The organism is Vibrio genomosp. F6 (genome assembly GCF_005146325.1).
GTDB lineage: Bacteria > Pseudomonadota > Gammaproteobacteria > Enterobacterales > Vibrionaceae > Vibrio > Vibrio cortegadensis.
Genome location: NZ_SYUT01000016.1, coordinates 70905 through 96863 on the forward strand (window position 1 = coordinate 70905; position 25959 = coordinate 96863).

24 protein-coding genes and 1 other RNA gene are annotated in these 25959 nt (G+C 44.2%); 4 read left to right on the plus strand and 21 right to left on the minus strand.

From position 1 onward, the window contains the following. Positions 1-38: 38 nt before the first annotated feature. The 16 genes from lpxC to rsmI all read right to left on the minus strand — a co-directional run bounded on the left by lpxC (position 39) and on the right by rsmI (position 18326). Positions 39-956 carry a UDP-3-O-acyl-N-acetylglucosamine deacetylase gene (lpxC, locus tag FCV43_RS04680; RefSeq protein WP_136994160.1) on the minus strand — a complete coding sequence of 306 codons (918 nt, stop codon included), beginning with the start codon at positions 954-956 and terminating at the stop codon, positions 39-41. Positions 957-1054: 98 nt separating this feature from the next. Next, positions 1055-2275 carry a cell division protein FtsZ gene (gene ftsZ, locus FCV43_RS04685; RefSeq protein ID WP_017051069.1) on the minus strand — a complete coding sequence of 407 codons (1221 nt, stop codon included), beginning with the start codon at positions 2273-2275 and terminating at the stop codon, positions 1055-1057. Positions 2276-2305: 30 nt separating this feature from the next. Beyond that, entirely contained in the window at positions 2306-3577 is a 1272-nt protein-coding gene (ftsA, locus tag FCV43_RS04690; RefSeq protein WP_017051070.1) for a cell division protein FtsA, read from the minus strand. Then, positions 3570-4352, minus strand: a complete 783-nt coding sequence (locus FCV43_RS04695; protein WP_136994161.1) for a cell division protein FtsQ/DivIB — start codon at positions 4350-4352, stop codon at positions 3570-3572. Before FCV43_RS04695 ends, ftsA begins: the two co-directional genes overlap by 8 nt. 188 nt (positions 4353-4540) lie before the next feature. Next, on the minus strand, positions 4541-6004 hold the full coding sequence (murC, locus tag FCV43_RS04700) for a UDP-N-acetylmuramate--L-alanine ligase (RefSeq protein WP_136994162.1): 1464 nt from the start codon (positions 6002-6004) through the stop codon (positions 4541-4543). Between the two features lie 12 nt (positions 6005-6016). Next, a complete protein-coding gene (gene murG, locus FCV43_RS04705; protein WP_136994163.1) occupies positions 6017-7078 on the minus strand; it encodes an undecaprenyldiphospho-muramoylpentapeptide beta-N-acetylglucosaminyltransferase in 1062 nt (353 codons plus the stop codon). Continuing rightward, on the minus strand, positions 7065-8246 hold the full coding sequence (ftsW, locus tag FCV43_RS04710; RefSeq protein WP_240697129.1) for a cell division protein FtsW: 1182 nt from the start codon (positions 8244-8246) through the stop codon (positions 7065-7067). The genes murG and ftsW overlap by 14 nt, the downstream gene beginning before the upstream one ends. A gap of 65 nt (positions 8247-8311) precedes the next feature. Beyond that, positions 8312-9628, minus strand: a complete 1317-nt coding sequence (gene murD, locus FCV43_RS04715) for a UDP-N-acetylmuramoyl-L-alanine--D-glutamate ligase (RefSeq protein WP_136994164.1) — start codon at positions 9626-9628, stop codon at positions 8312-8314. 62 nt (positions 9629-9690) lie between these two features. Continuing rightward, positions 9691-10773: a phospho-N-acetylmuramoyl-pentapeptide-transferase gene (mraY, locus tag FCV43_RS04720; RefSeq protein WP_017051076.1), complete on the minus strand. Its 1083-nt coding sequence runs from the start codon at positions 10771-10773 to the stop codon at positions 9691-9693. Beyond that, on the minus strand, positions 10770-12164 hold the full coding sequence (murF, locus tag FCV43_RS04725; protein ID WP_136994165.1) for a UDP-N-acetylmuramoyl-tripeptide--D-alanyl-D-alanine ligase: 1395 nt from the start codon (positions 12162-12164) through the stop codon (positions 10770-10772). The genes mraY and murF overlap by 4 nt, the downstream gene beginning before the upstream one ends. Further along, on the minus strand, positions 12161-13648 hold the full coding sequence (gene murE, locus FCV43_RS04730; protein WP_136994166.1) for a UDP-N-acetylmuramoyl-L-alanyl-D-glutamate--2,6-diaminopimelate ligase: 1488 nt from the start codon (positions 13646-13648) through the stop codon (positions 12161-12163). The genes murF and murE overlap by 4 nt, the downstream gene beginning before the upstream one ends. Positions 13649-13694: 46 nt before the next feature. Then, on the minus strand, positions 13695-15440 hold the full coding sequence (locus FCV43_RS04735) for a peptidoglycan glycosyltransferase FtsI (RefSeq protein ID WP_017051079.1): 1746 nt from the start codon (positions 15438-15440) through the stop codon (positions 13695-13697). Continuing rightward, positions 15437-15754 carry a cell division protein FtsL gene (gene ftsL, locus FCV43_RS04740; RefSeq protein ID WP_113799454.1) on the minus strand — a complete coding sequence of 106 codons (318 nt, stop codon included), beginning with the start codon at positions 15752-15754 and terminating at the stop codon, positions 15437-15439. Before ftsL ends, FCV43_RS04735 begins: the two co-directional genes overlap by 4 nt. Positions 15755-15777: 23 nt before the next feature. Further along, positions 15778-16728 (minus strand): 16S rRNA (cytosine(1402)-N(4))-methyltransferase RsmH, encoded by a 951-nt coding sequence (rsmH, locus tag FCV43_RS04745; protein WP_136994167.1) that lies wholly within the window; start codon positions 16726-16728, stop codon positions 15778-15780. Positions 16729-16935: 207 nt separating this feature from the next. Next, positions 16936-17345, minus strand: an RNA gene (gene rnpB, locus FCV43_RS04750) — RNase P RNA component class A. 114 nt (positions 17346-17459) lie between these two features. Beyond that, entirely contained in the window at positions 17460-18326 is an 867-nt protein-coding gene (rsmI, locus tag FCV43_RS04755; RefSeq protein ID WP_113799457.1) for a 16S rRNA (cytidine(1402)-2'-O)-methyltransferase, read from the minus strand. A 62-nt stretch (positions 18327-18388) separates the two neighbouring features. On the opposite strand from rsmI, the gene FCV43_RS04760 reads away from it, so the two are divergent. The 4 genes from FCV43_RS04760 to FCV43_RS04775 are packed head-to-tail and all read left to right on the plus strand — an operon-like array spanning position 18389 to position 21751. Further along, positions 18389-20200 carry a penicillin-binding protein activator gene (locus FCV43_RS04760; protein ID WP_136994168.1) on the plus strand — a complete coding sequence of 604 codons (1812 nt, stop codon included), beginning with the start codon at positions 18389-18391 and terminating at the stop codon, positions 20198-20200. Then, on the plus strand, positions 20187-20555 hold the full coding sequence (locus FCV43_RS04765; protein WP_017051084.1) for a YraN family protein: 369 nt from the start codon (positions 20187-20189) through the stop codon (positions 20553-20555). The genes FCV43_RS04760 and FCV43_RS04765 overlap by 14 nt, the downstream gene beginning before the upstream one ends. Positions 20556-20558: 3 nt before the next feature. Continuing rightward, the gene (locus tag FCV43_RS04770; protein WP_017051085.1) at positions 20559-21149 is read left to right on the plus strand and encodes a phosphoheptose isomerase; all 591 of its coding nucleotides are present in this window, start codon (positions 20559-20561) and stop codon (positions 21147-21149) included. Between the two features lie 11 nt (positions 21150-21160). Then, positions 21161-21751 carry a BON domain-containing protein gene (locus FCV43_RS04775; protein ID WP_017051086.1) on the plus strand — a complete coding sequence of 197 codons (591 nt, stop codon included), beginning with the start codon at positions 21161-21163 and terminating at the stop codon, positions 21749-21751. A 109-nt stretch (positions 21752-21860) separates the two neighbouring features. Here the strand turns inward: FCV43_RS04775 and sspB are convergent, their stop codons facing one another. From sspB to petA, 5 genes are all read right to left on the minus strand, one after another. Beyond that, positions 21861-22337, minus strand: a complete 477-nt coding sequence (gene sspB / locus FCV43_RS04780) for a ClpXP protease specificity-enhancing factor (protein ID WP_170961606.1) — start codon at positions 22335-22337, stop codon at positions 21861-21863. 26 nt (positions 22338-22363) lie between these two features. After that, entirely contained in the window at positions 22364-22999 is a 636-nt protein-coding gene (gene sspA / locus FCV43_RS04785; protein ID WP_017051088.1) for a stringent starvation protein SspA, read from the minus strand. Positions 23000-23085: 86 nt separating this feature from the next. Continuing rightward, on the minus strand, positions 23086-23823 hold the full coding sequence (locus tag FCV43_RS04790) for a cytochrome c1 (RefSeq protein WP_017051089.1): 738 nt from the start codon (positions 23821-23823) through the stop codon (positions 23086-23088). Next, on the minus strand, positions 23820-25085 hold the full coding sequence (locus FCV43_RS04795) for a cytochrome b (RefSeq protein WP_017051090.1): 1266 nt from the start codon (positions 25083-25085) through the stop codon (positions 23820-23822). Before FCV43_RS04795 ends, FCV43_RS04790 begins: the two co-directional genes overlap by 4 nt. Beyond that, positions 25085-25675 carry a ubiquinol-cytochrome c reductase iron-sulfur subunit gene (gene petA, locus FCV43_RS04800; RefSeq protein ID WP_113799466.1) on the minus strand — a complete coding sequence of 197 codons (591 nt, stop codon included), beginning with the start codon at positions 25673-25675 and terminating at the stop codon, positions 25085-25087. Before petA ends, FCV43_RS04795 begins: the two co-directional genes overlap by 1 nt. Positions 25676-25959 lie beyond the last annotated feature (284 nt).

Here is a 25959-nt window from a genome sequence, read left to right on the forward strand (position 1 = left end):
CTTCAACACCTGGCTTTTTTAAATTCAATTTGTGCTACTTACGCTAAAACCATATTAGGGTCTGCAAATGCAACTGGAGAACCAGCTTCTTCTTCAAAAGTAGCCCATTCCCAAGCTTCTTGGTCAGCAAGCACAGCTCTTAATAATTGGTTATTCAAACCATGCCCTGATTTATAAGCTCGGAACTCACCAATAATAGCGTGTCCACACATGTATAAATCACCGATAGCATCTAGAACTTTATGAGTAACGAATTCATTTTCGTAACGAAGACCTTCTTCATTCAAAATTCGATATTCATCTAGAACAATCGCACAATCAAAGCTGCCACCTAAACATAGGTTCTGTGATTGTAAGTACTCAATATCACGCATAAAACCAAATGTACGAGCACGAGAAATCTCTTTAACAAAACCTTGAGAAGAGAAGTCAAACAACATGCGTTGTTCGTCTGATTCAATCGCAGGGTGATTAAAGTCGATTTCAAAATCCATTCGGAAGCCATTAAATGGAACAAATTCAGCCCATTTGTCACCGTCTTCAAAACGTACCGGCTTTTTAATTCGAATGAATCGCTTTGGAGTATTGAGCGTTTGAACTCCAGCTTGTTGTAACAAGTAAACAAACGGACTTGCACTGCCATCCATGATTGGAATTTCAGGTGCATCAATCTCAATAATGATGTTATCGATACCCATACCAGCAAGTGCAGCACTAAGGTGCTCTACCGTGGAAATGCGTACGCCTTCATCATTAACTAATGCTGTACATAGCATAGTGTCACGAACTGACGCCGGATCTGCTGGAAAATCAACAGGCGGATTTAGGTCAGTACGACGATAAATGATACCCGTATTTGCAGCAGCAGGGCGAAGAGTAAGTGTCACTTTACGACCGGAATGGAGACCCACACCGATTGTTGTCACTATTTCTTTCAGAGTACGTTGTCTGATCATCTGCTTGCCTCTTTGTCAGTGCTACAATCACGATCGGTTAGCTAACCGACCGCGAATGCTACCATAATTTTGAACAGTGTCAAATTAATGGTTACTAATTAGTCAGCCTGACGACGTAAAAATGCTGGGATATCTAAGTATCCACTCTCTTTTTCAGCCTTTGGTGCTGCGCTTTGACCCGCACTCACTGAAGGTTGACTCATATTTGGCGATGTCGGCTGTGGTTTTACCTCTACTTTTTCTTGCAAAGGTTGTGCCGGTTTTTCTTCTACTTTCGCAGCTTGTTGTACTGGCGCTTGCGGTTGTGACACTGCTGCCACTTTCGCTTTTCCACCTGCAACTAATGTGATATCAGGTTTTTTTTCTGTACCGATACCCGTTGCAACAACAGTAACGCGAATTTCATCTGTCATATCTGGGTCTAGAGAAGTACCGATAACCACCGTTGCGTTATCCGATGCAAATGCTTTCACTGTGTTACCCACAGTTTCAAATTCATCTAAACGCATGTCTAAACCAGCGGTAATGTTAACTAGTACGCCACGAGCACCAGCTAAATCAATATCTTCTAGTAATGGGCTTGAGATTGCAGTTTCTGCTGCTTCTTCTGCGCGATCTTCACCACGAGAAATACCACTACCCATCATTGCGTGGCCCATTTCCGACATCACTGTACGAACATCCGCGAAATCGACGTTGATCATACCAGGACGCGTAATAAGCTCCGCAATACCTTGAACCGCATTTTTAAGTACATCATTGGCACTTGCAAATGCTTCAAGTAGCGTCACGCCACGACCAAGAACTTTAAGCAACTTCTCATTTGGAATAGTAATCAAAGAGTCAACATGCTTAGACAGTTCTTCAATACCTTGCTCTGCAAAGGCTAAACGCTTCTTGCCTTCAAAGCTGAAAGGTTTAGTCACAACGGCAACCGTTAAGATATTTAGCTCTTTTGCCACTTCAGCAATAACAGGAGCAGCACCAGTACCAGTACCACCACCCATACCAGCGGCTATAAATACCATATCGGCCCCAGTCAGAATTTCTTTAATTCTATCTCGGTCTTCAAGAGCTGCATCACGTCCAACTTGCGGGTTTGCACCAGCACCTAAGCCTTTAGTGATGTCGCCACCAATTTGGATAACGCTATTTACGCTTGTTTTACGCAGTGCTTGAGCATCTGTGTTTACACTGATGAACTCAACGCCTTCAATAGACTCTCGCACCATGTGTTCTACAGCATTACCGCCGCCACCACCAACTCCAACGACTTTGATTACTGCATCGTCTGACATTTCCATCATCGGTTCAAACATGTGTTGTCTCCGTTTTCCCTGCAACTCAGGTTAAAACTCATTTTGTATCCAGTTACGCAACTTGCCGAATATTCCTGACACTGACGATACAGAAGAGCGCTTAGGCTCACTATATTCACCATCATCATTGATCTGACTATCTTTTGCATAATGAAGTAAGCCAACAGCCGTAGAATGATACGGCTCTTTAACGTAATCGGTTAAACCACTAACTTCTAGAGGTTTACCTACTCTAACTTGATTGCGGAATACGCGTTCTGCACACTCCACCAATCCTTCAATTTGTGCTGCGCCACCCGTTAAGACGACACCAGCAGCTAAATGGTGCTTAATACCATCTTCGCGCAATTTAACTTGAACAGTATCAATCGTCTGATTAACCAAGCCCATTAACTCAGTGTAACGAGGCTCAATAACTTCTGATAATGTCTGTCTTTGCAAGCTACGAGAAGGACGCCCACCAACGCTTGGGACGTTAACGGTGTCATCTTTACTCACTAATTCACTTAATGCGCAGCCGTATTTAACTTTAATCTCTTCAGCATCACTGACAGGGGTGCCAAACGCAAATGCAATGTCACTTGTAACCGCATTACCTGCGTAGGAAAAAACTTCAGTATGTCTTAGTGCACCACCAGTCCAAATAGACACATCCATTGTACCAGCGCCAATATCGACAACACAGACACCCAGCTCTCGCTCATCTTCGGTAATAACGGCATTACTTGAGGCCAAACCGGAGAACACTAGCTGTTCAACTTTTAGTCCACAACGTTCCACTGCTTTAATAATGTTCCGCGCCATATCATTATGGCAGGAAATAAGATGAACACTCACTTCCATACGGACACCAGACAAGCCAAGCGGGTTTTTAATTCCCTCTTGGTAGTCAATCGTAAATTCTTGAGGAATAACGTGCAGGATACGCAGTTCTTCCCCAATTTTGATTGACTTGGCAGTATGTATGGCGCGATCCATATCATCCTGAGAAACTTCCTCATCAGATATGGTCCCCATCCCTTTCTCGATACGGCTTGCAATATGCTTACCCGACAAGGAGATAAATACATTACTAATTTGGCATTCTGCCATTAACTCTGCTTGGTCGACCGCTCTTTGTACCGATTTAACAACGGATTCAAGATCGTTAACGCCGCCTTTATCCATCCCTCGAGAAGGACTACTTCCTGCACCAATGATGTTTATTTGACCATCAGGTAGGACTTCACCAACTAGAGCCGAAACACTTGCAGTGCCTATATCAAGACCAACAATAATGTTGTCATCTGTGGTCTTAGTCATCTGTACTCTCTTGTTCTAAGTCTTGCTTAGGAAACCAACCAACGGCAGCTCCCGTATCATACCTAAGATCGATATAGCTCACTTGTTCAGCTTTTGCGCCTAATTCATTATAAAGTGAGATAAATCGCTCAATACGTTCTGATAACGACTCTTTGCCTAATTCAAGACGAATGCCATTATCTAAAATAATTTGCCACGCTCTACGCTCATTCAACACAAAAGAGGTAATTGCTAACCCTAAACTTTGAAAGCGAGGGTTATTCTCTTGCCAAATATTCAATACTTGCTGGCTTGTACCGTCAGGTCCATAAAGCTTAACTCGCTCACCTTTCAGCTGGCCCACATCACCATTAAATACATCACCAGATTCATTTAACAGCTCATTGCCATTCCAGATAGCAGAAGCGTGATATTCCGTTAAAAATACTTTCACTGTGTCAGGCCATTGCTTACGAATGGATACCTGTGACACCCATGGAATAGCCTGAACACTCGATTGCAATGCATCAATATCTTGCGACATAAAGGTGCCAATATGATCCAACTGAGCAAAAGCACGCTGTACATCGTGTGCCGTTACGTAACTCAAATCACCTTGCAATACTATTTTTGAGAGTGGGAGTCGTTGATCATCCCACATCCAACTTAATGTTGAATAAAGAAGAGAGCCAATTAATAGTAAAACCACCAGCAAAAAGGTCGCGCCAAAAGCGTGCTCTTTTACTAGTGGGTAATTGGATACTGAACGGCCTTCACTTAAAGCACTTTCTACCAAAGTCCGCGATCCCTTTTCTTAGCTTGCAATTCTATTCCCTATCGTTTCGTAATAGAGGTAAAAGCACTTACTTTAACCTTGGGATTATACTGAGCTTATTCAAACTATCAAACATTGATAGTAAGAATTTCAAGCTCAATCTAATCAATTTCTCAATCTGGGGACTCAAACACGCATTGTGCAGGATCTCACGACACTTGCTGCATTCTATTAATATTTAACTCAAGAGCCGCCAGCTGTTTTGCTACTTTACCAACATCACCCGCACCTTGAGTCAAGACTAGATCACCATCTTGGAGCACATTAGCCAGCACGGAAGGCAGTGTTTGAGCGTCTGGAACGAAAATAGGATCGATCTTTCCGCGGCTACGAATGGTCCGACACAAAGCTCGACCATCTGCGCCTGCAATCGGTTTTTCACCCGCCGCATAAACATCTAGCATGATTAATACGTCCACTTGCTCAAGTACATTAGCAAAATCATCGTATAAATCACGAGTACGACTGTAACGGTGAGGTTGGAAAATCATCACCAATCGATTCTCTTTCCAGCCAGAACGTGCAGCTTGAATCGTAACATCAACTTCTGTTGGGTGGTGTCCGTAATCATCGACAAGCATAGCAACACCATTACCAGTATCGAATTCACCTAAGTGGTCAAAGCGACGTCCTGTTCCTTGGGTTCCTGCCATTGCCGATAAAATAGCCTCATCAGAGATGTCATCTTCCGTTGCTACTGCAATTGCCGCAGATGCGTTGAGTGCGTTATGACGGCCAGGGATATTCAAGGTGATATCTAAATTCGCTTTGCCTTCGCGTACAACGGTGAACTTACCTTGTTGTCCATCTTGATGATAATTTTCAATTCGAACATCAGCATCGTCAGAGAAACCATAAGTGATCACTTGACGGCTAATACGAGGAATTAACTCACGCACAACATCATCGTCAACGCAAACAATCGCTTGTCCATAAAAGGGTAAGTTATGCAAGAAATCGACAAATGTCTGTTTCAATACTTCAAAATCGCCGCCATACGTTTCCATATGATCCGCTTCGATGTTGGTGACAATACTGACCATAGGCTGTAAATGTAAGAACGAAGCGTCGCTCTCATCCGCTTCAGCGATTAAAATGCGGCTTGAACCTAGCCGAGCATTAGTGCCTGCACTTTTTACTAAACCGCCATTTACAAATGTTGGATCTAAGCCTGCTTCAGAATAGATCTGAGTCACTAAGGCTGTTGTTGTCGTTTTACCATGAGTTCCGGCAACTGCGATACCATGTCGAAAACGCATCAATTCAGCCAACATTTCTGCACGGCGAACAACTGGAATTCTCAACTCACGAGCAGCAACGAGTTCAGGGTTTTCTTCATTAATTGCAGTTGAAACAACAACCACGCTCGCACTTTCTACGTTACTGGCTTGATGACCAAAAAATACGGTTGCACCTTTGCTAGTCAATCGCTCTGTGACTGGGTTTTCTGAAAGATCAGAACCTGTAATTTGATAACCTTCATTTAACAGTACTTCCGCAATACCACTCATTCCAGCCCCGCCAATCCCTACAAAGTGGATAGACTTAACACGACGCATTTCTGGCACCATGGCACGAATTTGAGCAAGGTTTTGAGTATGTTCAATCGTCATTTTCAATTCTCATTATTCAGTTAAGGCAATAATAGCCTTGGCAACAGTCATGTCAGCATCAAGCTTGGCAGCTTTACGCGCTTGTTTTGCCATTGCAAGTAATTCTGTTCGAGTTAAAGCTTGGATATTGCTGGTTAACTTAGCAACGCTCAGATCAGGTTGCTCTATCATTTCAGCCGCACCACACTCAACTAAATGGTCTGCATTAAGTGCCTGTTGGCGGTCTTTATGCATAAATGGGATAAATACCGCCCCAATACCTGCCGCAGAGACCTCAGAAACCGTCAATGCACCCGAGCGACAAACCAATAAATCGGCCCACGCATAAGCTTGAGCAACATCATCGATAAATTCTACCACCTCAACATTGTCGGTCATCTCTTGAGGGTATGCCTTAAGGACTTCCTCGCGGTTATTTCTTCCAGCTTGGTGGATAACCGTGTAGCCATTACCTAACGCTTTCAGTGCATCAGGCATTGTTCTATTTAAAATTTGAGCACCTTGGCTGCCTCCCATAACTAAAATACGAATGTCACCTTCGCGTGACGTCATTCGAATTTCTGGATCAGGTAACTCAGCCACATCTTGACGAACTGGGTTGCCGACCACTTCTGCGTGTGGAAATGCGCCAGGAAACGCTTGGAATACTTTTTTGGCAATTTTAGAGAGCCATTGATTGGTTAACCCTGCGACAGCATTCTGCTCATGCAAGACAACGGGAATACCCAGCAACCATGCCGCAATGCCACCCGGTCCGCTTACGTATCCACCCATCCCAAGTACGACATCAGGTTGCCAGTTCTTCATATGGCGTCGCGCTTGGATAATGGCATTAATGATCTGGAAAGGCGCTTTAACTAATTTAGCCAAGCCCTGTCCACGTAGACCTTTTACCTTAATAAAATCAATGTCTATGCCATGTTTAGGAACTAACTCAGCTTCCATACGATCCGCCGTGCCTAACCAGCGGATTTCCCAGCCTTGTTGCTGAAGCTTTTTGGCAACAGCAAGGCCAGGGAAAACATGCCCACCGGTGCCACCAGCCATAACTAATAAACGTTTATTTTTTTTCATCGTTTTCTGTTCTGCTAAAGTCTTGTTCTGCTGAATCTGCTAAAGGCGTGCTTTTTTTCTGCACCCTACATTCGTGATCTATTCTCAAGAGTATGGATACCGCCGTCGACATAACAATCAAGCTCGACCCACCATAACTGATTAGTGGCAAGGTTAAGCCTTTGGTCGGAACAATACCCGCAGCGGCCCCTACATTAACCAATGTTTGGAAGGCAAACCAGATCCCGATACCAAATGCGAGATAGCCACCAAATTGTTGCTTGCTTTCGAACGCTCGCTTACCAATAAAGACCGCTTTTAACACCAGGCTAAAGATAAGGATTAACACTAAAGTTACGCCAATAAAGCCTAACTCTTCCGCCAACACGGCAAATACAAAGTCGGTATGAGCCTCTGGTAAGTACTCCAATTTTTGGATGGAATTACCTAACCCTTGACCAAACCACTCTCCTCGACCAAAAGCCATCAATGACTGAGTCAACTGATAACCGCTACCAAATGGGTCTTCCCACGGGTCCAAAAATGATGTCACTCGTCGAATTCGATAAGGCTCTAAGGCTATCAGTCCAATGACCGCGATGATCCCTACCACCACGAGTCCAATAAATTGAGTGAGCTTAGCGCCGGCAATGAACAACATTCCAAATAGGGTGACCAGCATAACGACTACAGTACCCAAGTCTGGCTGCCCAAGTAGAAGCGCGGCTAATAATCCGAAAACAAGAATCGGCTTCATAAATCCGCCAAAAAAGGTTTCCCTTACTTCTGCCTGTTTACGAACCAAATATCCCGCCATAAAAATAAACAGCGAGAGTTTCGCGACCTCTGCAGGCTGTAAATTGAACAGACCTAGAGGGATCCAGCGTGAGGCTCCGTTCACGGATTTTCCCGCCACTAATACCACGACCAGTAAAAAGAACGAGAGTGCTAACAAATAGGAGCTGTACTGCATCCAACGTTTCAATGGAATCTGCAGTATCACACTTGATGTTATGAGCGCTAAACCGAGGAAAACAGCATGACGAAACATAAAGTGAAAGGGTTGATCCGTCAGTCGTGAGCTAATAGGGAATGAAGCCGATGTCACCATCACTAACCCCGTAAGCATTAGACCAAGAGCAATCCAAACCAATTGACGATCAAACAGCGCATCGGGGGTTGGCGTCATGAACCAATCTTGCCACTTATCTTTACACTGCTTCACACTGATCAAGTTCATCGCCTTACTACTGACTAAGCGTATTGTTGAGCAAGAGCAGTGAAGACATCACCTCTCGCCATGAAGTTTTTAAACTGATCGAAGCTAGCACAAGCAGGCGATAACATCACCATGTCTCCTTCAACCAACTGATCTTCAATCGATCTAATGATATCGTGCATTGAATCATATTTTTTTGCGGATGTGTGAAGGGGCATAAATTCATCGGCATCTTCACCAAAACAACATAATTGAACCGGTAATGTTTTCAACACTGGAGACAACTCAGAGAAATCAGCGCCTTTACCCACTCCGCCCACCAGCAAATACAGCGTCCCTTGGCAATCCAAACCAGAAAGCGCAGCTAATGTACTCGCAACATTGGTCGCTTTAGAGTCGTTGACCCACTTAATTCCACGATGATTGGCCACCACTTGGCAACGATGAGTGAGACCGTTGTATGCCTTCAATGCTGGTAACGTGCTGAATAGGTCGATGCCAACCTGTTTCAATAAGGCTAAAGCCACCAAAGCATTGGCTACATTATGTCGCCCAACAAGAGTAAGCTCATCAACCGCAAGCAGTGCTTGTCCGTTGTCTGCCAAATACTCTTTTCCATCTTTAACCATCAAGCCGAAATCTTGATCATCAAAACCAAATGATTTGATGTTCCCAGTAAAATGATCGGCGGTGGTTTGAACGTCTTCACGATTAATAATCGCGGTTTCAGCGTTATTGAAAATGCGCAATTTGGCTTGACGATACGACCCCATGCCATCATAGCGATCCATATGATCTTCAGATAAATTGAGGAAGGCTGCCGCGGTAAGTTTTAGACTACTGGTTGTCTCTAATTGAAAGCTCGATAACTCTAAGACATACAAATCGGCATCTTGATTTAGCAAGTCGAGAGCAGGCACGCCGATATTCCCACCAACGCCCACATTTAAGCCTGAAGCACTTGCCATAACACCCGTCAAATCCGTTACTGTGCTTTTACCATTTGAGCCTGTGATCGCAATAACCGGCTTTTTCACCGCCCATGCAAACAGCTCAATATCACCAATAACAGGTATACCTTGCTGTAATACAGATTGAATTTCTGGTGTTGCGAGTGCAATACCTGGGTTTGCAACAACGAGGTCGGCTTCTGCTAACCAAGCGGTATTCCAACTGCCAGAGTGAAGTTCAACGTCTTGAGGGAGTTGCTCTTTACTTGGCGGACTCATACGAGTGTCAATCACTCGAAGCGACAATTGCGGCTGCGTTTTCTTCAGATGTTGAACCACTGAAAGCCCGGTAATGCCGAGCCCTACAACCACCACATTATGAATACCTTGCCAATGAGCCATGTCGATACCACTTCTACCAATAAGAAAACGAGAAGCAATCGACTTGATTGCTTCTCATATAATTAACGTACTTTTAATGTCGCTAAACCAATAAGCACCAGCACCATTGAAATGATCCAGAAACGCACAATAACGCGCGGCTCTGGCCAACCTTTAAGCTCGTAATGATGGTGAATTGGAGCCATGCGGAAAATACGCTGACCACGCAATTTATAAGAACCGACTTGAAGGATCACCGACAGCGTTTCCATTACAAAGACGCCGCCCATGATCACGAGAACTAACTCTTGGCGAACCAATACTGCAATTGTGCCTAACGCACCACCCAAAGCAAGCGAGCCCACATCACCCATGAATACTTGAGCTGGATAAGTGTTAAACCATAAGAAGCCTAAACCAGCGCCAACCATTGCCGTACATACGATAACAAGCTCTGATGTATATGGAATATATGGGATATGCAGATACTCGGCGAAGTTAACATTGCCTGTCGCCCACGCAATAAAGGCAAAACCCGCTGCAACTAAAACCGTAGGCATGATCGCTAGGCCATCTAGCCCATCAGTCAGGTTCACCGCATTACTGGTTCCGACAATCACAAAGTAAGTCAGTACGATATACAGCAGGCCAAGTTGCGGCATCACATCTTTAAAGAATGGGACAACCAATTGTGTCGCTGCCGTATCGTGACCGTGAGCATAAAGCGCAAACGCCACGACGAGTGCTATCGCTGACTGCCAAAAATACTTCCAACGAGCCACTAAGCCATCGGTATTTTTACGCACGACTTTACGGTAATCATCGACAAACCCAACGGCGCCATAACCCAGTAACACCGCCAAGACGGCCCACACATATGGGTTAGAAAGATCAGCCCAAAGAAGAACCGTAATCACAATAGCAGCTAAGATCATCACGCCCCCCATTGTTGGGGTTCCGCGTTTACTAAAATGAGATTCTGGACCATCGTGACGAACCACTTGACCAATTTGCATCATTTGTAAACGTTTGATCAGCCTTGGTCCCATCCACAAAGATAAACTAAGGGCGGTGATAACGCTGACAATCGCTCGAAATGAGAGATATTCAAACAAGCGAAAAAATGAAAAATATGGCTGTAGTAACTCAGCTAGCCAAATGATCATGAAAAGTTCTCCTTAAGTCCAGCAACAACTTGGCTCATACCCGCGCTATTCGCACCTTTAACTAAGAGAGTATGAGTTGAATCCTGATGTTCGCTGAGATACTGCTTAATATATGTGATCATGCTGACATGATTATCAAAATGAAGGCCATGACACACCTGACTGATAACCTTTGTATCCTCACCATAAGTGAGTACATGTTCGAATTCAAATGGGGCAGCATATTCACCGACTTGGTGGTGAAGTGCAAGGCTTTCATCGCCTAATTCCGCCATATTGCCCAAAACGAGCCAGCGTTCACCACTGAAACTTCCCAGTAATTCAACCGCGGCTTTCATCGCAGGCACACTCGCATTGTAGCTATCATCAATCAGACGAATACTCTTCGATAGTGATTCGGCTTCAACACGGCCTTTTACTTTCAATAAATTGGCGAGTCCTGATTGGATCTCTTCAAGGTTAGCGCCAAGCTCTACGCTCAAACAAGCCGCAGCCAATGCATTAGAAACATTGTGAGATCCAATAATTCCGAGCTGAATGGCAGCATGTCCTAACGGAGAGTGAAGAGTAAAACTCGCTTCTCCATTATCATTTAAGTTGATATCCGTTGCGTAAAAATCCGCTTGGTCATTGTTTACTGAGAAAGTCACGACCTGTTTATTTGCGAGTACCTCATCCCAGATTTCGCCACCATTGCTGTCTAAATTTACAATCGCGGTTTGCGAAGCATTTAGGCCTTGATAAATTTCACCTTTGGCCTGCTTAACACCATCAAGTGAACCGAATCCTTCGAGATGCGCCTCAGCCACATTGTTCACCAATGCGACATCAGGGTTAACTAAAGCGGTGGTATATTCAATTTCACCAATGTGGTTAGCACCCAGTTCAATCACAGCGTAATCATCGGTTTTTTGTGCGCGTAGCAAGGTGAGAGGAACACCAATATCATTATTGAAGTTTCCCGCCGTGAAAAGAACATTGCCCTTAGGCATTAAAATGCTCGCAACCATCTCTTTCACGGTGGTTTTACCGCAACTTCCTGTAATGGCAACCGTCGGCGTTTTGCTTTGTTGATGGATCCAAGCCCCAAGTAGACCCAGCGCCAATTTTGTATCTTTCACTACAATTTGAGCGGGAGCGGCAACTGCGGGATCATCAATAATGATTTCACGCTCGACTAAAAGGGCCTTAGCCCCTGATTTAACCGCTGACTGACAAAAATCGTGCGCATCAAATCGTTCACCAACTAATGCAACAAACAGAGCATTTTGTTCAATGTTTCGTGTATCCGTCGATACTGAAGAGATGGTGATATCACTTCCGACTAGAGTTGCGTCTAGCGATTGATCGTTGAACTCGGCGACAAGCTGGTTTAAAGAGAATGAAATCATAACGCTAATCCTAAAAGAGACTGAGCGGTCTCACGATCTGAATAATGAACCGTATCATGGGCTAGCACTTGGTAATCCTCGTGGCCTTTACCCGCGAGCAGAATGATGTCGTTCTCTCCTGCGTGAGTAAAGGCATACTCAGCGGCTTTGAATCGATCATGTTCCACTATCGCCAGATCCGGTTTTTCTAATCCGCCCAACATATCTTGTACTATTAACCCAGGGTCTTCACTGCGTGGATTATCATCGGTTAATATCGCTTTATCTGCGAGCTTCTCAGCAATAGCAGCCATCATTGGGCGCTTACCTGTATCACGATCGCCTCCGCAACCAAAAATAGCCCACAACTGACCATTACAATGTACACGCAGTGCCGATAACGCTTTCTCTAAAGCATCAGGAGTATGAGCATAATCCACAACTAACTTTGCGCGGTTTTGAGTTTGAAATAACTCCATACGACCAAGTACAGGTTTTAGATCCGCAGCAGTTTGTAATAGGTGCTGCTTATCAAAGCCCAATGACAGTAATGTCGCCAGCGCTAGCATCACGTTGCAAGCATTGAATTCTCCAATCAATGGCGCATGCAAACGCCCTTCACCCCAATGCCCATCAAAGTCGATCGTAATGCCTGACTCCGCGTATTCAATGTGCGTCGCCCAAATAGAAGGGCGCGATGAACAAGGTGATTTTAATGACACTGCAATCGCATTTGGCACCGATTCGATCCATTCAGCACCAACACTATCATCGACATTGATAATGGCGTTCTGACACTGATGATGAGTAAAGAGGCTTAACTTAGCCTTCGCGTACTCTTGCATGGTGCCATGGTAATCCAGATGATCACGGCTGAGATTAGTAAAGACCCCAGCCGAAAAACCTAATGCTTTCACTCGACCTTGAACTAACCCATGAGAGGATATTTCTAGAGACGTATATTTCGCCCCCTGCGCAGCAAGTTGACTTAAGGTATGCTGGATCTCAATGGCATTTCCGGTGGTATTCGCGGCAGGCTGCAAATCATCAAGGAAGCCATTCCCCGTTGTTCCCATCACCGCAGATTTAACACTTAAAAGCTCAAGCCACTGGGAAATTAACTGAGTAATGGTCGTTTTACCATTCGTCCCCGTCACACCAATCAATGATGATGTTGACGCGTTATATAAGCGGCCAGCCAACTGAGAGAGATGAGCATTAAGTGAATCAATATAGACAACCATCACCTCTGATTGAGTCTCAATGCTAGCGTGAGGATGTTGTTCATCGGCTTGGGCAAGCACAAGATTAGCACCTTGAGCGATCGCTTTTTCTATATATTGACGCCCATCAACGGCGTGACCGATGATCGCAACAAACGTATCTCCCGATTGCACTTTACGGCTGTCTAACTCTAAGTGCGTTACGATAACCTCATTAGCGGTGGTTTTGCTGACATCAACCCAAGGTGAAATCAGTGAAGTCAAACTCATGCTATAGCTCATAACCATTTCCATATATCGATGTTGTGTAAAACCAGTCACACTATGACTAGTTTTGAAATTGATTCTCATCCGGAGCTACATTTAAAATCTGTAGCGCGCTTTTCATTATTTCTGAAAATATCGGAGCAGCGACGGAACCACCATAATATTGATCACCCTGGGGTTCATTCACCATAACCACCAGCGAAACTCTTGGATTACTGACAGGAGCCACGCCTGCAGTGTAAGCAAAGTATTCATCACCATAACCGCCTGAAATTGCTTTACGTGATGTCCCTGTTTTTGCAGCTACTCGATAACCCGGTACTGCTGCTTTGGTCGCTGTGCCTCCGGGCTGGGTCACCCCTTCGAGCATCTCTAAAACCCGTTTTGCGTTTTCACGATCCGCGACTTGGTGTACTAAATCTTGCTGGTTACTATCAATAATGTGGATCGGTTGGTACTCACCGTAATTTCCTAGCGTAGCGTAAGCATGCGCTAACTGAATCGGAGTAATAGACAAACCGTAACCGAACGCAAGGGTGGCGATTTCAAACTTAGACCAACGACGACGGCTTGGAAAAATACCCGACGTTTCACCCACAAGGTTTAAACCCGACTCTTCTCCTAAACCGACAGAAGCATACATGCCTAACAAAGCTTCAAGAGGCATATCCAGTGCCAGCTTCGTCACACCAATGTTACTGGATTTTTTAAGTATCGTAGCAAGATCGGCTTTGCCCACTTTGGACGTATCTCTGACTCGGCTACCACCAATGCGCATGATCCCTTCGCCCGTATCAATAACGGTATTCATGTCTGCGGTGCCATTTTCTAATGCCGCTAACACAACAAAAGGTTTGACCGTGGATCCAGGTTCAAAAGCATCGGTGATCACTCGGTTACGCATTTTGTAGCTTTGTAAATTCGAACGATTATTCGGGTTGTATGACGGCGCATTCACCATCGCCAGTACCGCGCCGGTTTTAACATCTAATAAGATGGCCGAAGCAGAAGTGGCACGGTAATCCGCAACTCCCTGCTTGACCGCTCGGTAAGCAATCGCTTGAAGGCGCTGATCAATGGTCAGTTGCAGTGGTTTACCCTCTTCTCGCTCTTCAAGTGCGATATTCTCAACCACTCGACCATAGCGATCTTTCCGGATTGTTCTCTTACCCGCTTCTCCAGTTAACCATTTATCATAACTGCGCTCGACACCTTCGAGTCCATGCCCATCAATTCCGGTTACACCAATTAGGTGAGCACTCACTTCACCAGCTGGGTAATAACGGCGGGATTCCGCTTTCAGCCCAATACCAGGAATCTTTAGCTCACGAATATACTTCGCCATCGCAGGACTAACTTGGCGTTGCAGGTAAATGAAACGGCGTGATTTATTAGAGGCGACTTTATTGAGTAAACCTTGGCGGTCTAAGCCGAGTACATCAGCAAGAGCAAACCAACGATCTTTATTCGCTAACCCGTCTTCTTTATAAATAGTAACAGGATCAGCCCATACCGCTTCGACAGGTACACTTACCGCTAAAGGTTCACCGTTGCGATCCGAAATGATCCCACGAGCGGAAGGCAAGGCTTTTACACGTACAGAACGAAGATCGCCTTGACGAATAAGATTGTCAGGTTCAACCACTTGGATGAAAGCAAGACGACCTATCAATGCAGAAAAGATAAGGAATATAAACGCGAGAACAATATTAAAACGCCAACGAATAAGGATCGGCGAGTCCTCAGGCTTGGTTTTTGCGCTTGCTTTGGATTTGGTAGGTGCTGATGGTTTTTTAGGAGATATCATTGGAGAGAAATGACCACTTCCTTATCCGCATCTGGCCGCTTCATCAGCAACTCAGACTTAGCCATTCTTTGAACTCGGCTATGCTCAGCAAGGGCATTTTCTTCAAGCATGAGGTTTCGCCATTCATTGTCTAAATGCTCACGTTCAACAAGCGCTTGATCTTTGGCTGAAATAGCTTGGCGTGAAGTATGAGTCGCAAACACCACGCCCATCGCACTGGCAAAAATTAGCATCAACAACAGCAAAGGGACTCGACCTACGGTAAATAGGTCAAGAACGATAATTTTGGCCAAGTTAGGAGATGTTTGCTTCATAACACTGTGATATCGGAATCAGGTTACAGCTTTTCAGCAAGACGAAGCACTGAACTACGTGAACGAGTATTCCCATCCACTTCATCCGCTGATGGTTTGATCGCTTTGCCTACCGGTTTTAAATCTGGGCTTCCAAGGGCTTTGATTTGTGCTTCTGTCATTGGAATGCCATGAGGTACTTGTGGCCCTTTACTCTCTTTACGAATAAAGCGTTTCACCATACGATCTTCAAGAGAGTGGAAACTGATTACTGATAGACGGCCTTCAGGAGCAAGAATGCTCGCTGCGCCTTTTAGTGCAGTATCAATCTCTTCTAATTCACTGTTAATATAGATTCGAAACGCTTGGAAACTACGAGTTGCCGGGTGTTTTTTCTCTTTAAAGTTTTTCGGTGCTGCATCTGAAATCAATTTAGCAAGTTGACCTGTGCGAGTCAGTGGCTCTTTCTCTTCATCATCACGGTGCGCAACAATCGCCTTAGCAATACGGCGAGCATGTTTGTCTTCACCAAACTCACGGATCACCCAAGTAATATCATCAAGATCAGCCTGTGCAATCCATTCTGATACTGGCATTCCAGACGTTGGATCCATGCGCATATCGAGTGGACCATCTTTCATAAAGCTAAATCCGCGCTCGGCATCATCTAACTGTGGAGAAGAGACACCAAGGTCAAGCAAAACGCCATCCACTTTTCCAACTAAGTCGTAACGTTCTGCATATTCTGCCATTCCAGAGAACGGGCCGTGAATAATGGTAAAGCGAGGATCATCAATTTTCTGCGCTTCTGCGATCGCTTGTGGATCGCGGTCGATACTGAATAATCGACCATTCTCACCCAGCTTAGATAAGATTGTACGACTGTGACCACCACGTCCGAAAGTTCCATCGATGTAAGTTCCGTCTGGCTTAATCGCCAAACCATCAATTGACTCGTTTAGTAGTACAGAAATATGTTGGAATGATTCAGTCATAGTCTTCTCATTGAACGGATTAAGCCACTTTTCAGGCGCAGATTTCTTATCAGAAAAAGCTTTAGTGTACTGATTTCACGCTTAAGCGCTACTACTAGTGCCTGATATGTGGTGACATTACGCCAGTTTAAGGCAATAAAAATTTCTTACGTCAATAAAACGCAAAAAACCCATCATTACTAATGAAGTAATGATGGGTCTCGGAATAGGTGGAGTTGACATCATAAGCCGGGTTCTGTACCGCTTGCACGGTGATAGCCATTCGTCTAGGCCAGCAATCGCTCACTGGCTCAAGCAACCTACCCGCTTCCTTACGCGAGCAGCGCAATGTGGAAGCCTATTTGGTCTTGCTCCGGGTGGAGTTTACCTTGCAACGCACTGTTACCAGACGTCCGGTGCGCTCTTACCGCACCCTTTCACCCTTACCTGTGCTTACTTCCCTACTCCGAAGAATAAAAGAAGATTAAGCCATCGGCGGTTTTCTCTCTGCTGCACTTGTCGTGGGCTCGCGCCCCCCAGGCGTTACCTGGCACCCTGCTCTATGGAGCCCGGACTTTCCTCCCCTCCATCAGTCTCCCGAAGGACATCAATGAAGCAGCGACTACCCAGTCAACTCCGCGGCGGATTGTAACGGGTTCAGGTAACAGTTACCAGTACAAATGTGATCTAAGACGCTCAGGAGAACTCAAACGCTCAATTCATAACCACCCTTACTTAGCGTGGCACTCAGATCAATCGGTTATATTCTCCAATCCCCATTTATACAGCGCATTTTTTTTCAGGCTATATATCTCAGCTGTCATCGCTGCGGCCTTTTTCAATGGTAGCTCTTTGGTCAAAATTGTTAATGTGCGAGTGACTTCTGTCGGAATGGTGTCATCTGATGTACTGCGGAAACCATGGATAAGTAGCACCATTTCTCCACGTTTTCGATTATCATCCTCTGCAATCCAATCAATTAATTCACCCAATGGTGCGCCATGGATGGTTTCAAAGGTCTTAGTAATTTCTCTTGCGAGAACGACTTCACGCTCTGGGCCTAAAACCGCAAGCATATCCTGCAGTGAATCCGTGATACGATGTGGAGATTCGTAGAAAATACAAGTGCGCTCAGCTTCTGCAATTTCTAAAAATTTATCGCGACGTCCTTTGCTCTTCGCGGGTAAAAAGCCTTCGAAACTGAAGCGATCAGATGGTAGACCTGAAGCACTCAACGCGGTGATCACTGCACAAGCGCCGGGTAAGGGCACAACTTTAACACCCGCTTGACGACATTTTGTTACCAAGTGATAACCTGGATCACTGATTAAAGGGGTTCCCGCATCGGAAACTAATGCGATAGACTGTCCTTCAAGCAACTTATTGACGAGTAATTGAGCTTTTTGCTGCTCATTGTGATCATGTAAAGCAAACGTTCGAGTTGGAATATTGAAGTGTGCAAGTAGCTTACCTGTGTGGCGAGTATCTTCCGCAGCAATGATATCAACACTCGATAGCACCTCGATGGCGCGTTGGGTTATATCACCCAAGTTACCAATTGGGGTGGGTACAATATAGAGAGTTGGGATCTCAGCTGGCAAGGTTTTGTTATCTGTCATTTGTTTACCATCACTTCAACGATTAATATAGAGACAATTTTACACGGAATTATAAAGAACTCATGGCAATGATGAACCATAAGAGAATTAGTGTACCACGCTTACTGACGCCAATTGCATTAGCAATTACATTAGCAGCTTGTTCTTCTAAGCCTGCTGCTCCGACTTACGTGGATATTACCTTAGATCCGACGCAATCGGCACAATCTTACATTATGCAAGCAGATAGCACTCAAGGCAGCTTGCAAAATGATTGGCTCATCATGGGGTTGAAAGCCGCCATTCGAGCTCAAAATAGTGAGCAGGCATCGCACTTAGTAAAGCGCCTTGCCAAACAGAACCTTTCTCAAGTTCAGCAAGCGGAATGGCAACTGTCTCGTTCCACCCTTCTTAATAACAACGCTCAGCCAACTCAAGCCTATGCGCTGCTGAACTTTCAAGAGTGGTGGCAACTGCCTGATGAGCAGTGGAAAGATTATCACCAATTAAGAGCAGAGCTATTAGAAGCGATGGCTCAATACTTTGAAGCAAGCCGTGAATTAGTGTTGGCTTCTGAACTTATGCCACAAGAGCAGCAAGCGGCGATTGCAGATCAAGTTTGGCGTAATCTCAACCAGTACTCGCAATATGAGATCACATCGCTCATTGCTGAGCCAAATGAGTTCGTATTAGATGGCTGGCTACAACTTGCTATCTACATGAAAACACTCAATGAAAATATTCCTCAGCTTAAAAACACTCTGGAACACTGGTTAGCCGAAAATAGCGATCACCCTTCAGCGATCTACACTCCGCAAGCTATTCAAGAAGTTTTAGAGTTAGAGATCGTGCAACCCGTTAGCACCGCACTGCTATTGCCATTGTCAGGCAAATACGCGAAACAAGCTCAACTGGTTCGTGATGGATTTATCATGGCGATGATGGAAGATTCGAATCGAGATCCTAATGCGACACTGACCGTTCTTGATACCAATACTCAAACAGCTCAAGAGATCAAAGCGACTCTCGTCAATAACAACGTCGACTTTATCGTTGGTCCGCTGATTAAAAGTAATATCGAACGATTGCAGGAAGCGCAATCACACGTCGACAAACCGATCCCTGCTTTAGCGTTAAATATTCCTTCACAAATTGAGAATGGAACTGACATTTGCTACCTAACCTTGTCACCAGAACAAGAGGTTGCTCAAGCGGCTAAACACCTATTTACTCAAGGCTATCAATATCCATTAATTCTAGCGCCTAAAGGTAAGCTAGGAGATCGAGTGCTCAATGCATTCGAGACCGAGTGGAAAAAATATAGCAAAAACAAAGTTGCAGTAAGTTTTTTCGGTGATAAGCGCCAACTACAACGAAATATCAACTCGGTTTTCGGTCTGCAAGAGAGCCAGCAACGCATCGCTCAGATGGATACTTTGTTGAACTTAGATATGGAGACTCAAGCCCGAAGTCGTCGTGATATCGACTCTGTTTATATTGTGGCAAAGGGTTCAGAGCTAACCTTGATTAAACCTTTTATTGAAGTTGCGGTTAACCCTGACACAAAACAGCCTAAGCTATTTTCTAACTCAAGCAGTCACAGCGGCAAAAAGCAGTATGAAGATCTTACTGGCGTGATTTATAGTGATATTCCAATGCTAATCAGTGATGACAGCAAACTTGAAGCTCAATTAGACACATTATGGCCTAAACATTTGAACCCTGAAAAACGTCTTCAAGCCCTTGGAATGGACGCGTATCAATTGATGGGGGAACTCCCACAAATGAAAGTGGTCGATAACTACAGCATTCAAGGTAAGACAGGCGTTCTGAGTATTAACGAGCAATGTGTTGTGCAAAGCGAAATTAGCTGGGCAGAACATGGGGCTCTTTAGCCGCCGTCAGATAGGAAACCAATATGAAGCTCTGGCAAAAAAGCATTTATGCAGCCAGGGCTTAACTTTTGTCGAACAAAATTTCACAGCGAAATGTGGCGAAATCGATCTTATAATGCGAGATCAGCAAACGATCATATTTGTCGAAGTAAAGTTTCGTAAAAACACTCACTATGGTCATGCGGCTGAAATGGTGACACAAAAAAAAATGCACAAGCTGATAAAAACAGCACATTTATGGTTGCTACAACAGAACCTTTCAGTTCATTCAACTAACTTTCGTTTTGATGTTGTTGCTATTGAAAATAATAGCCACAATATTGATTGGATAAAAAACGCTATTACCCAAGGATAATCGATGCTAGACAGCATTAAAGAAAGCTTTACAGAAAGTATTCAAATTCAAATTGCAGCAGCAGAAGCGCTACCCGATGCCATTACTCACGCAGCACAAGCGATGGTCGCAAGTCTGCTCAATGGTAACAAAGTGCTTTGCTGTGGTAACGGTGGTTCAGCCTCAAACGCACAACAGTTCGTTTCATGCCTACTGAATCGCTTTGAAACAGAGCGTCCAAGCCTACCTGCGATGGCGCTTACAGCTGACACAACCACGCTTACCGCTGTCGCTAATGACTACCACTATGAAGAAATTTTCTCGAAGCAAGTGAGAGCTTTTGGGCAACCGGGTGATTTGCTACTCGCTATTTCAACTAGCGGTAACAGCAAAAATATCATCAAAGCAATGGAAGCGGCTGTAACTAGAGATATGACTATCATTGCTTTTACAGGCAAAGATGGGGGCGAAATGGCCGGCCTACTTGGCGAACACGATGTTGAAATCAGAATACCATCTCATCGTACCGCTCGAATTCACGAAGTTCATATGGTCACATTGCATTGCTTATGCGATCTTGTCGATCAAGTTCTTTTTCCCGCTCATGAAGAGTAGAGAGAAAAATCATGCGCTTACTAAAAACATTTAGCCTCATCCTGATCGCCTTCAACTTAACAGGCTGTGCGGGATTATTCATTGCAGGAGCCGCCACAACTGCAAATTTAGTGACCGACACACGAAGCACCCAAGAGATTTGGCAAGATAATAATCTTGAATTTGAAATCGCAGCAATTGGCAATAAAGCGCCATTTAAAGGGCAAGTTCGTATCACCGCAAGTTCATATCACGGTACTGTTGTTTTAATGGGGCAAGCAAGCACTGCAGAGTACCTAAATAACTTTGAAAATAAGGCTCGAGCTATCGATGGCGTGAACGTTATCCATAACCAAGTCAGAGTGAAAACGCCATTAAGCGTCACCGAAATGAGTACGGACAGCTGGATCACCACTAAAGTTAAATCTGCTCTGTTAACCGATTCAGAACTCAATGGGGTCAAAATAAAAGTCATTACTGAAGATAAAGAGGTATTCTTGTTAGGTTACGTCTCTCACCAACAAGCTGATATTGCGACAAAAATCGCACGTAACATTTCTGGCGTCAAACAAGTTATTAGAGCTTTTCAGTACGCAGAAGACACGGCATCCACCGCAGACTAATGCTGATAGAATAATACTGACAGAATAATGATTCATCAGTGTTTTTCAGACACAAAAAAAGCAGCTTATCGCTGCTTTTTTATATCCAGGTAAATACTCTCACCTGAATTTACTTAATGACTCTTAAGCTTGGCTTGCCTTTTGGTCTTGGTGGCTCTGAATCAGGTTCAGGTGCTTCACCTTCTTCGATTTCAGAACTTGCGACACTTAGTGTTGGAGCCTCATCATTTTCAAAAGGTGACTCTTCGATCCCTTCTTCCAATGCCTCCATGTACGCTTCTTCTGGTTCAAACATCGTTCCTGCTCCATTTTCACGAGCATAAATAGCTTGAACAGCATACAAAGGTACAATCACTACGTGTGGGCGACCACTAAAACGAGCATTAAAGGTGATAGCGTCATCACCTAGCTCTAACTGCCCCACCGCGCGAGGCGCAATATTCAAAATGATCTGACCATCTTGAATAAACTCTTCTGGAACACGAACCCCAGGAAGAGTGGCTTCAACCACAACATGCGGTGTTAATTCATTATCAACCAGCCAGTCATAAAATGCTCGAAGCATATAAGGACGACGTGGTGTCATTTTTGCGATATCCATGAACTCGACCGTTAGTGAGTTAAACGCATCTCACGTTCAGCTTCAGTTAAAGATGCTAAGAATGAATCACGTTCAAATACGCGGTTCATGTAAATCTTAAGTTCTTTAGAACCAGGACCAATAAGTTCAATACCTAGTTCAGGCAAACGCCATAATAGAGGAGCTAGGTAGCAATCGATCAAGCTAAATTCTTCACTCATGAAGTACGCATATTCAGCGAAAACAGGACCAAGAGTTAGAAGGTCATTACGAAGCTTAACGCGTGCCGCTTCAGACTCTTCAGCATTGCCTTTTACGATTTTTTCAGCAACTGAGTACCAGTTACGTTCAATTCGGTACATCATTAGACGGCTATTGCCGCGAGCTACTGGATATACAGGCATCAATGGTGGATGAGGGAAACGCTCATCTAGATATTCCATGATGATCTTTGAATCGTATAACGCTAGTTCGCGATCAACCAGAGTCGGTACTGATTTGTAAGGGTTAAGTTCAATTAACTCTGCTGGTAAATTTGCTTCATCAACAAGTTCAACTTCAACACTTACGCCTTTTTCAGCTAGAACAATACGAACCTGATGGCTATACATATCAGATGCACTTGAGAATAGAGTCATCACAGAACGTTTATTGGCAGCTACAGCCATGGAGCCTCCGGCAGTTACAGATAAAAAAACAATGGAGGCTAAGCCTCCATTGCACATTTAATAATTAGCACGAAATGATAGCACAATTAGTGCACATCACGCCAATACTCTTTCTTCAGTAATACCACTACGATAGTGAACAATACTAAGAAAGCCATTACCCACCAACCTAACGCATGACGCTCTAATTGAACAGGGTCACCCGAGTACTCAAGGAAGTTCACTAAATCACGAACCGCATTGTCATACTCGCCTGAACTTAGTTCACCAGTACCGTCTGTCTCGATATCGACAATAACCTGAACTTCTTCACCATCAACCATATGCGTTTCAAACACGGCACTTGGGATACCTTGAAGCTCTTCAAGAACGTGTGGCATACCAACGCTTGGGAATACAGTGTTATTCACGCCAAATGGACGCGAAGGATCTGCATAAAAAGAGCGTAGATAAGTGTATAGCCAATCCGTACCACGAACACGAGCCACCAGTGTCAAGTCTGGTGGCGGAGCACCGAACCAGTTAGCGGCCTGTTTTGGTGGCATTGAATTAACCATCAAGCTACCGATTTTTGTCTCAGGGTCAAAAATCAGATTCTCTTTCATTAAATCAGCAGGAATGCCCAAGTCCGTCGCAACACGTTCATAGCGTTGGTATTGAGTTGAGTGACAACCAAGACAGTAGTTAGCAAAAAGCTTCGCACCATTTTGTAGTGATGCTTTATCACTCATATCATTATTCGCACTATCTAAGTGAACACCTGCACCAGCAGCTAATGCTAAAGATGGCAGCATTGCAAATAGTATTACAATCCATTTTTTCATTTGAATTTCACCCTCTTTGGTAATGGTTTCGTCGCTTCATTTTTGCTGTAAACGAAAAGCAGAACGAAGAACATGAAATAACCTAAGCTAAATATTTGAGCCAGTAGTGTATATGTCGGCGTTGCAGGCAGTGCACCTAAAATACCCAGCGCAATAAAGCTGATGGTGAATTGAATAATGTTAATTAGATGCAGTTTGCTACGGTAACGGTATGAACGTACTTTACAACGATCAAGCCATGGTAGTAGGAATAGCACAACAATCGATGCGCCCATTGCAATAACACCAATGAGTTTATCTGGAACCGCACGCAAAATTGCGTAGAACGGCGTGAAGTACCACACAGGAGCAATGTGTTCAGGAGTCTTCAGCGGGTTTGCAGCTTCAAAGTTTGGTCCTTCTAGGAAGTAACCGCCCATTTCAGGGTTGAAGAACAGAACGTAACAGAAGAAGAACAAGAACCCAGCAATGCCGACCATATCTTTAACCGTTCCATAAGGATGGAATGGAATAGAGTCGATAATGTCGTACTTCTTAGTGTAGTTTTCGTGGAACTTGAATTGCGTTTTGTAATCGTCGCCCATACTACCTTTAGGAAGTTTGGTTTCAATTCCGTCTGGGTTGTTTGAACCCACCTCATGCAGCGCAAGGATATGCAATACAATAAGTAGCAACAGAACGATTGGCAGCGCAATTACATGCAAGGCGAAGAAACGGTTTAGTGTCGCACCAGAGATAATGTAGTCACCACGGATCCAAAGCGTTAAATCGTCGCCAATCACTGGAATTGCACCAAATAGCGAAATAATAACTTGAGCTCCCCAGTAAGACATTTGTCCCCATGGCAATAGGTAACCCATGAAAGCTTCAGCCATCAGCACTAAGAAGATCAACATACCAAATAGCCACAAGAGTTCACGAGGCTTCTGGTATGAACCATAGATAAGACCACGGAACATGTGTAGATAAATCACAACAAAGAATGCTGAGGCTCCGGTGGAGTGCATATAACGCAACAACCAACCATACTCAACATCACGCATGATATATTCAACCGATGCAAACGCGCCTTCACCAGATGGTACGTAGTTCATTGTTAGCCATACACCAGTTAAGATTTGGTTAACCAAAACAAGCATTGCTAATGAACCAAAAAAGTACCAAAAGTTGAACGTTTTTGGCATTGGATATTCTGATAGATGCTTTTTATAAGCATCCATCATTGGTAATCGTTTTTCGACCCAATCAAGTAGTCCTTGCATTACGCATCTCCCTCATCAATACCGATCATGATCGTCGTATCACTTAAATACATATGCTTAGGCACAACGAGGTTCAACGGTGCTGGTACTCCTTGGAAAACTCGGCCAGCCATATCAAACTTAGAACCATGGCATGGACAGAAGAATCCAGATTTGACACCTTGAACTTGTTCCGCAAAAGAATCAGGTAAATAAGTAGGCGAACAACCTAGGTGTGTACAAAAGCCAACGGCAATGAAAAACTCTGGCTTAATTGAGCGGTAAGCATTTTGAGCATATTCAGGCTGTTGTTCTTCCGTTGATGAAGGGTCTCGTAACTGTTCATTAATTGAATCAAGGTTTTTTAACACTGATTCTGCGCGGCGAACCACCCAGACAGGCTTACCTTGCCATTCAACACGAACCATCTGACCTGCTTCAAGTTTACTAACATCAACTTCCACCGGAGCACCTGCCGCTTTCGCTTTAGCACTCGGATTCCATGATTTAATAAAAGGAACGGCTACCGCTGCAGCTCCCAAACCACCAACAACTGCTGTTGTTGCGGTTAAGAAACGTCTACGACCGTTATTTAAAGGCGCGTTGCTCATCCAAACATTCTCCCATTTGCTCCTTTTGGATTATTATTATTCCGCTTACAGAGCATGGCTAACAAAAGTATAAATTTAGTTCTATTTATTAATGCGAAATGATAAATAAAACCCTACTTTTTGACAAGATAAAGCTACCTTTTTGTAACAATCGTAAGGTAAATCGCCTATGAGGTCACAAAAGAGGCAAAATTCTAAGAATAAGAAATGAAGTTGAACGGGGAAAAGGATTTAGCAGATGCTTAAACGACAAAAAGCTCGGCATATAGCCGAGCTTCGAACCA